11 protein-coding genes and 1 pseudogene are annotated in these 13,489 nt (G+C 28.2%); 3 read left to right on the forward strand and 9 right to left on the reverse strand.

What is annotated here, in order from left to right; all coding sequences use genetic code 11:
* Positions 1–378 precede the first annotated feature (378 nt).
* Positions 379–1,386 carry a tRNA dihydrouridine(20/20a) synthase DusA gene (gene dusA, locus QIA21_RS01725; RefSeq protein WP_301392905.1) on the forward strand — a complete coding sequence of 336 codons (1,008 nt, stop codon included), beginning with the start codon at positions 379–381 and terminating at the stop codon, positions 1,384–1,386.
* Here the strand turns inward: dusA and serS are convergent.
* Positions 1,376–2,653: a serine--tRNA ligase gene (serS, locus tag QIA21_RS01730; protein WP_301392906.1), complete on the reverse strand. Its 1,278-nt coding sequence runs from the start codon at positions 2,651–2,653 to the stop codon at positions 1,376–1,378. The two genes, dusA and serS, sit on opposite strands and share 11 nt — an antisense overlap.
* A 129-nt stretch (positions 2,654–2,782) precedes the next feature.
* Here serS and QIA21_RS01735 point away from each other — a divergent pair, with 129 nt between their 5' ends.
* Positions 2,783–3,484, forward strand: a complete 702-nt coding sequence (locus QIA21_RS01735) for a hypothetical protein (protein WP_301392907.1) — start codon at positions 2,783–2,785, stop codon at positions 3,482–3,484.
* Between the two features lie 15 nt (positions 3,485–3,499).
* Positions 3,500–6,415, forward strand: a complete 2,916-nt coding sequence (locus QIA21_RS01740; RefSeq protein WP_301392908.1) for an insulinase family protein — start codon at positions 3,500–3,502, stop codon at positions 6,413–6,415.
* A gap of 36 nt (positions 6,416–6,451) precedes the next feature.
* Here QIA21_RS01740 and QIA21_RS01745 read toward each other — a convergent pair whose 3' ends face one another.
* The 8 genes and pseudogenes from QIA21_RS01745 to QIA21_RS01780 all read right to left on the reverse strand — a co-directional run bounded on the left by QIA21_RS01745 (position 6,452) and on the right by QIA21_RS01780 (position 13,450).
* Positions 6,452–6,697 (reverse strand): type B 50S ribosomal protein L31, encoded by a 246-nt coding sequence (locus QIA21_RS01745; RefSeq protein ID WP_091972731.1) that lies wholly within the window; start codon positions 6,695–6,697, stop codon positions 6,452–6,454.
* Positions 6,698–6,757: 60 nt separating this feature from the next.
* Positions 6,758–8,068: pseudogene (rho, locus tag QIA21_RS01750) on the reverse strand (transcription termination factor Rho); the annotation flags it as partial.
* A 316-nt stretch (positions 8,069–8,384) separates the two neighbouring features.
* Entirely contained in the window at positions 8,385–8,792 is a 408-nt protein-coding gene (locus tag QIA21_RS01755) for a bactofilin family protein (protein ID WP_301392910.1), read from the reverse strand.
* The gene (locus QIA21_RS01760) at positions 8,793–9,119 is read right to left on the reverse strand and encodes an HU family DNA-binding protein (RefSeq protein ID WP_091972726.1); all 327 of its coding nucleotides are present in this window, start codon (positions 9,117–9,119) and stop codon (positions 8,793–8,795) included.
* A 3-nt stretch (positions 9,120–9,122) separates the two neighbouring features.
* Positions 9,123–9,389 (reverse strand): 30S ribosomal protein S20, encoded by a 267-nt coding sequence (gene rpsT / locus QIA21_RS01765; protein ID WP_091972723.1) that lies wholly within the window; start codon positions 9,387–9,389, stop codon positions 9,123–9,125.
* 70 nt (positions 9,390–9,459) lie between these two features.
* Positions 9,460–10,287: a hypothetical protein gene (locus QIA21_RS01770; protein WP_301392911.1), complete on the reverse strand. Its 828-nt coding sequence runs from the start codon at positions 10,285–10,287 to the stop codon at positions 9,460–9,462.
* A 14-nt stretch (positions 10,288–10,301) separates the two neighbouring features.
* Entirely contained in the window at positions 10,302–11,408 is a 1,107-nt protein-coding gene (ychF, locus tag QIA21_RS01775) for a redox-regulated ATPase YchF (RefSeq protein WP_301392912.1), read from the reverse strand.
* Between the two features lie 35 nt (positions 11,409–11,443).
* Positions 11,444–13,450, reverse strand: a complete 2,007-nt coding sequence (locus tag QIA21_RS01780) for a hypothetical protein (protein ID WP_301392913.1) — start codon at positions 13,448–13,450, stop codon at positions 11,444–11,446.
* Positions 13,451–13,489 lie beyond the last annotated feature (39 nt).

Consider the following 13,489-nt stretch of genomic DNA (forward strand, 5'->3'; position numbering starts at 1 on the left):
AAAATTCATAAATCCCATTTTTATATGAATAGTCTTCATTAAACCCGCATTTAATAAAAAAGTTTTTAAACTTAGATAATTTCAATCTTAGATAAATTTAAACTATTCGCTTTAATGTTGTCATCAACCGTACTACCATTCAAATCATATTGTAAATTCCAACTCGAAAATGTTAAAAGGATTTCTTTTTTAGCTTATGCCCTCTGAAATATAATTACCATTCTTGATGTTAACGTTTTTTCCATAATAAATTATAATTGACAATGCTAGAAAAAGTAGTAAAAAAATAAATCTTTTCTTCCTAACATATAACAATTCCTCCTAAAAACAAAAACAAACAATTGTTAAATTAGCTCGTTTATTCTAACATATTAAGTAATGTTAATAAATCGAAAAATATCAATAGCTCCAATGGTAAACATCACAGACGAGCATTTCAGATATTTTATAAGACTTTTATCAAAAAAAGTTACATTATATACTCCAATGGTTTCTGCAAAGTCAATAATCATGGGTGATGTAAAAAAACTTGTAAAACAAACGCCCTTAGATTCTCCAATTGCAATTCAAATAGCAACAAACTCTAAAAATGATGCTCTTAGGGCCATTCAGATTCTTGAAAAACACTTCAATTTTGATGAATACAACCTTAATGTCGGATGTCCATCTCTAAAAATCCAAAATGCAAGTTGTGGAGCCTGTCTAATGAGCAATGCCAATCAAGTAGGTGAAATTTTAAAAATAATGAAAGAAAACACAAATAAACCTATTTCAATTAAACATAGATTGGGCATAAGGCTTTCACCTAGTGATTATAAAAATGAAAATTACTCTGAGTTAAAAAGCTTTGTCAAAATAATCTCAGATTTTGGTATCAAGAATTTTATTGTACATGCAAGGGTTGCAATATTAAAAGGATTTTCCCCTAAAAATAATAGAAATATACCAAAATTAAGACATGAATTTGTATATAATCTCAAAAAAGAGAATAAAAATTTGTTTATTGAGACAAACGGAGGAATCAGCAACTCAGAACAAATTAAAAAACACTTATCCATTGTTGATTCTGTCATGATTGGAAGAAGTGCGTTTGAAAATCCATACTTTATTGCAAACGCCTCAAGAGAATTTTTAAAAGAAACTGATAAAATTCTTACAAGAAAAGAAATATTGATGCAAATGGTAGAATATATTAAAGAATACGAAAATTATTTGTCAATAAATGTATTATTCAAAAATCTTATGGGAATAACATTTTCCAAAAAAGGATCTAAAAAATTTAGACAAAATTTAACAGCACCGTTCCCAAAAACCTTAAAAAAACATGAAATATTGCTAAAAGCTATAGAAACATTACCAGAAAAAACACTAGATTCTAATTCTTAAAAGGAATGTGGTCAAAACCTGTATACTTAACCAAACTTTTGGGAATTTTAACTCCCCCGCTTTCATCCTGAAAGTTTTCAAGTATGGAAATAATAGCTCTTGTTGTAGCTATTGCTGTTCCATTTACCATGTGTGCGAATTTATTTTGTCCATCTTTATCTTTATATCTAATCTTAAGCCTTCTTGATTGATAATCTGTACAATTTGACGTTGAGGTAACCTCTCCATACCTACCTTTACCATCTCTTCCGGGCATCCATGCTTCAATATCATATTTTTTATAAGCTGGCGAACCAAGATCAAAAGAACAAATATTTAAAACCCTATAAGGAATCTCAAGCTCAGTAAAAATTTGCTCTTGAATGTTCAAAAATTCGTCATGAATAACATGCGATTCTTCCGCTTTACAAAAACAAAACATCTCTACCTTGCTAAACTGATGAACTCTATAAAGACCTTTTGAAAGTTGTCCGTATGTTCCAGCTTCTTTTCGAAAACAATGTGAAAATCCTGCCATTTTTATTGGCAAAGTGAGATCTATTATTTTATTATAATAATAACCACCAAGCGTAATCTCAGAAGTGCCTACAAGATATTTATCTGTACCTTCGATCTTATAAATATTGCTTTCATTGCCACGAGGATTAAAACCAATTCCATCAACTATATACTCTCTTGCAACATCAGGAGTAATAAAAACATCAAAACCTTTTTCTCTTAATTTATTCAAAGAGAAATTAATCAGAGCAATTTCTAAAAACACTGCTTCATTTTTAAGATAATAAAATTTACTCCCACTAACTTCACGTGCTCTGTCAAAATCTAGAAGATCTAAATCTCTGCCAAGCTCTAAATGATCTTTTGGCTTAAAATCAAACTTTGGAACAACTCCAACTTTTTTTATCTCAAAATTATCTTCCTCACTATTACCAATAGGCACGTCAGATGATAAAATATTAGGCACTCGCTTATTTTCAAGGTCAAAATCAAAAGACAATCTCTCAAGCTCTTCTTCTAGATTAGTAATCTGTTTTTTTAAAATCTTTCCAGTTTCTATTAAAGAGATCTTTAAAACCTTATCAGGATTTTCTCGCATTTTAGAAGAATTGACATTTCTTTTTGCATTAAGCTCACCAATTTTAGTAATTATTTTTTTTCTCTTATCATCAAGATAAATTAACTTATCAACATCTAAAACAAGGCCTCTTGCTTTAATACTTCTCTTAACAAGATCAAGATTATCTCTAATAAATTTCAGATCAAGCATCTTATCTCCTAAGATATGTCTTAAGTAAAATTTTCAAACAAAATTACAAATAATACTAATTCATATCAAGGTTATTATATAATATCTTATAGCAGGATTAAAATAAATATTGCAGGGAGAAATCATCGTATGCTAAATTCAAAAACAACAAAAGCAACTTTTGTGTTAATATTTACATTAATGATTTTTAACGGATGTACAAAAAAATTAACCAAAATCAATTTCAAAGATATTGACTCAAATAGTAACAAAATGAATTCTTTAATAATAACTTCAATGAGTTCAAAAGAAGAATCAAAATTTTATGAATACAATATTAGAATACCTAAATTAATAATTGAAGGAAAGGAACAAGGAAATCTTGAAGAATTAAATACTGAGCTTAATGAATATGTAAACCAAATTGTAGCAAGACTTGACATTGTTAGTAAAGAGCTTAAACCTGAGGATAAAAAATTCAGCTTGAAAATAGACTATGAAATTCACCATGGATACAATACCTACACAATAATACTTATTGCAACTCAAGAAATCAATAGCAGTCCTATTACAAATTACAGAAGCTATTACATTCAAGATAAAGGAAACTATGTTCATAATATTGACGACATAATTAAAACAGATGAAGCATTCCCATTTTTTACAAAAAAAATTAAAGAAAAAATTTTACCTAACGAATTACTATTTGATTTACAGCAAGCAGCAATTTACTTTGAAAACAAAAAAATTATTATTAAATTTCCTGAATACACATTTAAACTAGACGACACAGAGGAACTTCAAAACATATTTGAATTTAATGCAAGCGAAATAGCACAATTTGTAAAATAAGGATTAAAGCCATAAATGAAAAAGAAAAAAATCTTTAAACTAATTTCAAAAACTTATTTAGAAGAATATGATGCGGAAGGATCTTATTTTAAACACGACAGTGGCCTTGAAATATTTCACTTAAAAAGTGATTCTTTTAAAGAAAATGCATTTTGCATAGCTTTCAAGACAATACCTTCAAACAATACCGGAGTTGCACATGTTTTAGAACATACAATTTTTTGTGGTTCTAACAAATATAAAATAAAAGATCCATTTCTTTACCTACTAAAGGGAAGTCTAAACACATTTTTAAATGCAATGACATTTCCGGACAAAACCATCTATCCAGCAGCATCAACAATTGAAAAAGACTATTTTAATTTATTTAATATCTATGCCGATTCTATATTTCACCCGTTACTTAAAAAAGAATCATTTATGCAAGAAGGATACAATATAAACCCAAAAGATTTTAAAGTATCTGGAATTGTCTTCAATGAAATGAAAGGCAGCTACTCAAATAAAAATTCCCTAATCAACGAAATAGCAAGTAGTTCTCTTTTTGAAGAGGGATCATATAAATACGATTCGGGTGGAATCCCAACAAATATTATTGATCTCACCTATGAAAGTTTTTTAGATTTTTATAAAAAATATTATACACTTGAAAACTGCAAAATATTTTTATGCGGCAACATTCAGACTGAAAAAAATCTAAATTTCATTGAAAAATACATAATAAGGCCTTATAAAAAAGAAAAAAGCAATGTTAATATTAATATAGAAAACGTTAAAAGATGGGAAAAAGGGAAAAAATTAACATACAAAATTCCTAAAGAAAACGATAATGCTCTTGGGGTATACACAATAAATTGGCTTTGCACGGAAATTAACAATATTGAAGATAGCATTGGTCTTGAAATTCTCTCAGAAATACTCTTAGATGATTCTTGCTCATTCACAATCAATATCTTAAAAAGCGGGATTGGCGAAGATATAGCCCATGTTAGCGGAATAAATACAGATTTAAAAGAATCCGTTTTTTCGTTTGGACTTCAAAATGTTGTTGAAAAAAAGGAAAAAGAATTTAAAAATTTAATTTTCAACGAACTTAAAAATTTAGTAAAAAACAAAATTCCAAAAGAGTTAATAAAAGGAATTCTTTTTGGTTACGAATTCACTCTAAAAGAAGAAAAAGGACAAAATCTTCCCATCGCTTTAATGATAAAAAGTTTTAAAGGATGGTTAAATGGCATGCATCCAATCAAAACATTACAAACAAGCTACTATATAAATGAAATTACAAATAAACTGGAAAAAGGAATTTATTACTTCGAAAATTTAATCGAAAAATATCTAATATTTAACAATCATTATACATTAATAAGCTTTATTCCATCGCATGATACAGAAAAAGAAATGGAAGAAGAAATTGAAAAAAAATTAATGGAAAAGGAAATTAAAATTAAACAAAATCCAGAAAAATTTATACAATTTAAAAAAGACTTTAACCAGTTTAAAAAATACCAAAATAAAAAAGACTCCAAAGCAGATATAGCAAAACTTCCTTTACTAAAAATAGAAGATTTGCCAAAACAAATAGAAAAAAGTCTAGATCTTAATGAAGTAAAAGAACTAAATCTGCATTCTTTTAAATTTAAGAATAACAATATTTTTAATGTAAACTTATTTTTTAAACTAAATTTTTTAGAAAAAGAAGATTATATATATCTATCTTTATTTAAAAGAGCTCTTCAAGATTTATCTACAAAAAACTATTCTTACATAGATATTAACAATAAAATTCAAAATACTTTGGGACAAATAAATATATCTGAGAGTTACGATGAGGATATTAATGGAAACATTTTAAATTCATTTAATATTAGCTTTAAATCTTTTAACCATAAAGTTAAAGAATCATTTGAACTGATCAAAGAAATTTTAACTAACATCAATTTCTATGATTGTGAGAGATTAAAAGAAATAACACTAAGCTTGAAAAACGATTTTAAATCCTTATTAATCCCCAAAGGTCATCTTTTAGCAATATTAAGGTCCAAATCGAAGTTAAAATTAAATGAATATTTAAAAGAATTACAAAATGGAATAACGGGTAGAGAATTTTGGCAAAAAGTAAAAACCGATACAGAGTCTTTAAAAGAAATCGCAAATAAATTAGACAATCTAAAAAATAAAATAATTTTAAAAAACAATCTATCTGCACTAATAATAGGAAACACTGACGATATTCTTAAAAATTTGGAAAATGAATTGTTTAATCTAAAAGAAAGCCTGGAAGAGAATAATTATTACGATGGATTGCTAAATATTGAAACAAACAACAAAGCATTAAAAGAAATAATAATTATCCAATCAAAAGTAGCTTTCAATGCCATATGTTTCCCTAGTTACAAAATCAACGATGAAAATTATCCAAAAGCAAATTTTTTAGAGCATATATTAAGAAGTGGAATTTTTTGGGAAAAAATAAGAGTAATAGGTGGTGCATACGGAGCAAGCGCATCGATCGCTAACGGAATTTTTTCTTTTGCATCCTACAGAGACCCCAATTTCATCAAAACTTACCAAGCTTTTGAAAACTCTTTGGAAGAATTGGCTAATAATAAAATGACAAATGAAGAGATTTATACCTATTTGATAGGTTTAATAGGAACCAACATCTATGTAAAAACTAAAGCTACAGAAGCCTTGCAAAGTTATAGAAGAAAAATGTTAAATATTAGCGATAGTTTAAGACAAGACATTCGAAATGCCTACTTTACAATTACGCCTCAAGATATTAAAGACATATCCGAAAAGATTCTAAAACAAATTAGACAACACAATAGCATTGTATCTTTGGTAAATAATCAAACATATGAAGAAGAAAAAAACAAACTGGAAAAATTAATGGGGAAAGAATATAATGTAAAAAAAATTTATTAATATTTTCTCAAAATTTCATATAAAAAGACCTAATTTTCAGATCTTTTTATACCTTTTATTAAATTTATCAATTCTTCCCGCTGCATCAACAAACTTTTGTTGACCTGTATAAAAAGGATGTGATTTGCTTGTAATCTCTACAGTAATCAATGGATATTCATTTCCATCAACATACTTAATAGTTTCTTTTGAGTTCAAAGTAGACCTGGTTAAAAACATTGCTCCATTTGATCCGTCTTTAAATACCACTAAATTACTTTTAGGATGTACACCTTTTCTCATAAAACCCTCCTCTTAACCTTCAGTAAAGTTTAATTGACATTAGAAATAATGTCAATTTATTTAATTACCATTGCTCATTGTCTTTAAAAAGATCTCATTATTTTTGCTTTTTTTCATCTTTTCTATCAAAACTTCAACTCCCTCATAATCATCAACACCACTGAGTATTCTTCTAATAAGTAAAATTTTAGAACGCTCCTCTTCACTGAGCAAGAGCTCTTCTTTTCTCGTGCCCGACTTTTTAATATTAATAGCAGGGAAAAGTCTTCTATCTGCCAAGCTTCTATCAAGAATTAATTCCATATTACCAGTACTTTTAAATTCTTCAAAAATAACTTCATCCATTTTACTCCCAGTATCTACCAAAGCAGTAGCTATAATAGTTAGACTTCCTCCCTCCTCAATATTTCTAGCAGATCCAAAAAATCTCTTTGGCTTATGTAGAGCATTAGAATCTACTCCGCCCGATAAAATTTTACCAGAAGTTGGCATAGTTTGATTATATGCCCTTGCAAGCCTTGTAATAGAATCAAGCAAAATAACAACATCTTTTTTGTTCTCAACAAGCCTTTTTGCCTTTTCGATAACCATCTCTGCTACCTGGACATGCCTACTAGCCTGCTCATCAAAATTAGATGCTATCACTTCACCTTTAACACTACGAATCATATCCGTAACTTCTTCTGGTCTCTCATCAATAAGCAATATCATCAAAATAACATCCGAATAATTAGTAGTTATTGCATTGGCTATTTTTTGAAGCAAGGTAGTCTTCCCCGCTTTTGGAGGAGAAACTATTAAAGCCCTTTGTCCTTTACCTATAGGTGAAAAAAGATTAATAAGCCTTGTAGAAATATTGCAATTTTCATATTCAAGATTTAACTTAATATTAGGATAAAGAGGAGTTAAATTATCAAAAGGTATTCTGTTTTGAGCAAACGTAGGATCTTGATTATTAATAGATTTAATTTTAACCATGGCAAAAAATCTCTCCCCATCTCTAGGTGATCTAATTTGGCCATATAAAATATCACCTGTCCTTAAATTAAAAAGTCTAATCTGAGAAGGAGAAACATAAACATCATTACCTCCTGAAAGATAAGAATTTGATGCAGTTCTCAAAAACCCATAACCATCACTAAGCACATCAAGCACACCTGTAAATAAAACATCAATATTATTCTCACTTAATATTTTTACCAATAAAAATATTAATTCGGTTTTTTTCATTGTTACAGCAATAGTATGATTGGTCCCAAGACCTTCAACAATTTTTCTAACCTCTGTAATTGGCTTGTCATAAAGTTTTTCAATCTCTACATAATCTTTACCGTTAAAAAACTTTATGATATTACTTTGCTCTAAAGTTTTAATATTATTTTCTAAACCTGAAGCAGGAACATCATAATCAAATTCAGAAAATACTACACCGTTTGAATCCTTTGCACTACTTAAATCTACAGATTTTACCACATTAGATGCAGAATCCTTTTTAGCAACAACTTTAACCACTTTTTTTTTAAAATTATCTTCAATCTTAAACTCTTTAGAAATATCCAACCGCCTCATTTCACTTTCTAAATCAAATCCAACATTTTTTTTATCCATATTTTCCTCTACGAATTAAATTTTTGAGAAAGGATTTTATAAAAATCTACTTATTATTAATTAATAAAAAACACCGACCCTATTGCAAAGTATCTTTTATTTGTGAAACAGTGAAAGAAAATAAATCTACAATTTCATTAGACTTTATCATTTCACACTTACCATCAAAAATTATATTATCATTAATAAATATTTTTCTTGTCTTTACATCCCCATATATTTTACAACCGCTGTTTAAATAAACTTTACTAGCAGCATTCACATTGCCCTTCAAAATTCCTTCTACTATCAATGTATCACAAGTTATTACATTGGTAATAACCTTGCTGTTCTTACCAATAAAAAGCACACCCCCTTTTGAAAATATTTCACCTTCAAAAGAAGAATCGAGATACAAAGTTCCTTCAAATTTTAATTTTCCTCTAAAAGTCAAACTAGAATCAAGTTTACAATCCCATTTACAAGAATCTACCATATTAACCGGCACTTAACCTTTAATACCCCACACTCTCTCTTTCAAATCTTTGCCTGGACGAAAATACGCAACATGATGATCTAAAACCTTAACATATTCCCCTGTTTGAGGATTACGTGCATTTAAACGTCCCTTTCTTTTTCTAACTTCGAATGTACCAAAAGATCTAAACTCAATAACATTATTCGAACAAAGATTGCCCTTAAGCTCCTCAAAAAAAGCATCTATTACAAGTCTTATGTATTTTTTTTCTAATTTTAGATTATTATTTCTAATGTTCAAAGATATTTGATCAACAATATCTGACTTAGTAACCTTTGGTCTTCTTGAAAAAGACATAAACTAATTTCCTTGTTTTAACAGCAAAACATTTAAACGAGATTTTTTTCTAGCGGCCTTATTTTTATGAATTATTCGCTTTCTAGCAGCAGTGTCTAGTTTTTTTGCAACAAACTTAAAAAATTCAATAGCTTCGTCTTTCTTTCCCGCTTTAATCATGTTGATACAGCGTTTTTCTATTGTTTTTAATTCACTTTTTACACTTACATTTCTAATCTTTCTTTTTAAATTTTGACGAGAGCGCTTCAATGCAGATGCATTTTTTCTCAAGTGATACTCCTTAATATTATTAAACAATAATTTTAATATATCAACTAATTTAAATATAGTCAATCAAAGCTTAAGTTAATTCAGTGCAATAGTTTTGTTTAATATATTCAAAAACCTTTTGCATGGAATAAGAAATTTTTTTATTCAAAATATATACTTTTTTTGCCGGATGATTACCTTTATAAGAAAAACATAAATAATTTTTATTATTAAATTCAAATTCCCTAGCAATAAAAATTTTTTCAAAAAATTCATAAAAATAAATTTCACTCTTAAAGATTTTCCTTTCATAAATTGAATCTTTTCTAAATTCGTAAAACAACACTATATTACTGATAACTAAAAAATCGCCTAACAAAACTTTAATATCAATAAAGCAAATAAATAAAAAAATAAATATATTGCTTAATGAAAGATAATAAACAAATAAACTAATCATAATACGGGCCAAAAACATGCAAAGATAGACATAAGACAAATAGTATCTTATTGGAAAATTTTCCAATTTTGGAATGAACAAATCTTTTCTTTTAAATTTAAGCTCTCTGAATAATTCACTCGAACCATTGCCTATCCAAAAACAAACCTTAATTTTTTTTTTATTTTTTAATTTCAAAATCAAAACATTGTCTGATAATCTTTTTTCAAACGAAATAACGTCATCAAAACCAAAATTACAACTTAAAAAAACACCCTTATAATAAATCTTAGATCCTTTAAAGGAGATAGAACAAAAATACTTTAAATAAAAAAGAATTACAAAAAAATTTACTAAAAGAAGTGTTAAAACAAAGTAAAAAAAAATTGCTTCATACAAAAACAAATAAAGCAAACAAATAACAATATTAAAAACAAACAAACTAACTAGCTTTATACTGCTGAAAAATAAACCGCCCATAATATAAAATAAATCTAAACATTAAATTTAAAAAAGATTACATCTCCATCTCTTACCAGATATTCTTTACCTTCAATTCTAACAAGTCCTTTCTCTTTTAATCTTTGAACACTTTGAAATTCAAACAAATCCTCACAAGAATAAACTTCTGCTTTAATAAAACCTCTCTCAAAATCACTATGAATTATTCCAGCAGCTTTAGGAGCTTTCATGCCCTGTTTAAATGTCCAAGCTCTAACTTCTTGCAAACCCGCTGTAAAATAAGTTCTAAGTCCCAAAGTATAATAGGCTTTTTTAATTAAATTACCAAGACTGCTATTATTTATCCCAAATAATTCTAACATTTCATTTTTATAAGATATATCCTTTATTTCGGAAAGCTCAGATTCAATCTTGGCACATAAGATTAAAAAATCATTCCCTTCTTTCAAGGCAATATTTTTTACAATATCTGTATATTTATTACCACTAAGTGAATTTTCATCAACATTACAAACATACAAAACTTTTTTAAAAGTCAAAAGATTTAATGATCTAATAAAGTTGTATTCAAAATCATCAAATTTAAAATCAACAACAGGATTCATATTGCTTAAATGCTCTTCAAGTCTTTTTAGCATTAAAACAATTGCTTTAGAAGATTCGCTAACTTTTTTATCGGTGCTTTTAACATTTTTTTCTTGTTTTTGAAGGCTTTTTTGAACAGTTTCAAGATCTGCCAAACAAAGCTCAACATTGATTGTAGCTATATCTTTCTCAGGATTAATATCATTATTAATATGAATAACTTCTTTTTCTTCAAAACATCTGACAACATGAATAATAAGAGAAACTTCTCGAATATTAGCCAAAAATTTATTGCCAAGCCCTTCGCCTGTTGATGCTCCTTTAACAAGACCTGCAATATCCACAAATTCCATAGCGGCAGAAATAATTTTTCGTGGAACAATACACTCAGCAATTTTTAAAAGCCTTTCATCAGGAATTTCTACTATTCCTATATTTGGCTCAATAGTGCAAAAAGGATAATTCGCGATCTCAACTTTAGATGATGTCAACGATGAAAATAAAGTAGATTTACCTACATTGGGAAGCCCCACAATCCCTGCATTAAGCCTCACAGCTTATCCTCCCCCTAATAAAATCAAAAATCAATCTAATTAATAAAATATGCAAACTCACCTCTTCCTGTCTGTTGATTTATATTTGCTTCAACAGATAAATTAAAGTATTTATTGGGCTCCTGGGGACCTGGATAATAATATTCTAGCAAATAAGTACCGGTTTTTTGTTCTAAAATTAAATCATATACTTTAGATACTCCTTCATAAGATGAAAAAGGAATTATGGCGCCACCTGTTTCATTAACTAAATATTGAAGCTTACTGTTAACAGGATCATTGCCAAACAATATTAAGTAAAATCTTATATCATTATTTTTATAATAGCTTACTATCGTATCTAAAGAGTACTTTTCAAAGGATTTACGATTTAAAACACCACCACTAAAATAAACTACCGCTCTTCTTGAACTTTTTGACATAAGCCCAGAACCTGCTAACTTCAAACTAACATCTGTTTTTACAGAATCTGTACTATAAGGACCAAGAGAACTTGTATTTCTAATGCTATTTGTCAAGCTTTCAATATTATCTATAATGGGAACATTTGTTGCATTTATAAAACTAAAGTTTTTATTTTTTGAGGACTCTATTAAAGCATTTAAACCTACAATTTGATCTAAATCATAATTTTTCATATAAGAAGATTTATCAAAAACAACTGCTATATTAATGTCTTTAGAAGCATTTACATTGTATGCGACCTTAGGATTAACAATGTAATAATTTTCATTTGCAATTGAAAAGTTTTCGCTTTTAAGTCCAACAACCGGTAATCCGCTTTTACTGCTTACATTAAGCTCGACATAAATTTTGGGCCCCCCAAGCCTAACTATTCTTCTAACATCAACATTCAAACTGTCATAAAGACTTGAATCACTCTTATAAACTGAAACTTTGGCATTATTAAAATCTGAGACAATCATCTGATTATTGGCATCCAAAATAGATGAAGAAATTTTAGAATTCACTTTATCTGCTTTTAAAATTTTTGTAATTGTCTTTTTAGCAATATTGTACTTATAAACACCATGTTTTGAAGATATTATAACATTATTGCCAGCAGAATCACTACTAAGACCCTCTATTCCTTCAATAAAAGTAGAAACTGAATACAAATGATTGCCGCTAGTATCAAAAACTTCAATAGTATTTCTCAAAGAATCTGCAACGTAAATGTTTTCATTCAAATAAGTAACACCTGTGGGACCTAAAAGGCCCTTGTAACCCGAAATTCTATGGCCGAAATGCAGAATAAAATCGCCCTCAAGTCCAAATTTACTCACTCTTTTATTTCCCCATTCACTCACATAAATATAGTTTCTCTTATCAATAGTCATATACTGAGGAGCAAGCAATTCACCGTCTTTTGTGCCTTTTTTCCCAATAGATCTCTTTTTAACTCCAAAAACTTTGTCATAAACACCAATTTCATCACTTGAATAAAGAGTCACGTAAAGCAAATTATTAACCTCGATAACATCATAAGGCGATTTTAAGTAACTAAATCCATCTTTAACTAAAGCACTAACATTATTATTAACATCGAAATACAATATTTCATTACCTACAAAGTTAGCAGCATAATATCCACCGTAATTATCAGCCCTTAAAGATGTAATCTGATATCCATGTGGCCTTTTATAAATAGAATTATCAAGAGAAGCGACTTTTACAAGTTTTTTAAAATCAAGTTCGTAATTTGAAAAAATACCCCTCCTTTGCTCAATAGTAGAAATCAAATGCCTAAGATAAGGGACCTTATAACCTTGATCTTTTAAATTTCTCCATTCCATTAAAGCTTCTTCAACATAACCCAGTCTATAATAAACATTACCAGTCCAAAAATGATAATCAAGGTTATTAGGATCAAAGCTTAAAATTTTTTTAAAAGATAAAAGAGCATCATCATAAATTCCATTATTATAAGAATTAAGAGCCCATTTAAACTCTTCTTGAGCATCTTTATTGGTAACTATTCCTTGAGCATGCAAACTGAAAAGATTTAAAAACAATAAACCAATAAAACCAAAAATTAACATAATTTCCTTTACTCTTTAAAAGTCTATTATAAGCATAAA

This window comes from Borreliella japonica (genome assembly GCF_030438115.2).
GTDB lineage: Bacteria > Spirochaetota > Spirochaetia > Borreliales > Borreliaceae > Borreliella > Borreliella japonica.

Excerpts from the sequence above, each read along its gene's own strand:
- QIA21_RS01735 (WP_301392907.1), top strand. The coding sequence starts at position 2,783 with ATGCTAAATTCAAAAACAACAAAAGCAACTTTTGTGTTAATATTTACA.
- QIA21_RS01770 (WP_301392911.1), bottom strand. The coding sequence starts at position 10,287 with ATGGGCGGTTTATTTTTCAGCAGTATAAAGCTAGTTAGTTTGTTTGTT.
- QIA21_RS01740 (WP_301392908.1), top strand. The coding sequence starts at position 3,500 with ATGAAAAAGAAAAAAATCTTTAAACTAATTTCAAAAACTTATTTAGAA.
- serS (WP_301392906.1), bottom strand. The coding sequence starts at position 2,653 with ATGCTTGATCTGAAATTTATTAGAGATAATCTTGATCTTGTTAAGAGA.
- QIA21_RS01760 (WP_091972726.1), bottom strand. The coding sequence starts at position 9,119 with ATGTCTTTTTCAAGAAGACCAAAGGTTACTAAGTCAGATATTGTTGAT.
- QIA21_RS01745 (WP_091972731.1), bottom strand. The coding sequence starts at position 6,697 with ATGAGAAAAGGTGTACATCCTAAAAGTAATTTAGTGGTATTTAAAGAC.
- dusA (WP_301392905.1), top strand. The coding sequence starts at position 379 with ATGTTAATAAATCGAAAAATATCAATAGCTCCAATGGTAAACATCACA.
- QIA21_RS01780 (WP_301392913.1), bottom strand. The coding sequence starts at position 13,450 with ATGTTAATTTTTGGTTTTATTGGTTTATTGTTTTTAAATCTTTTCAGT.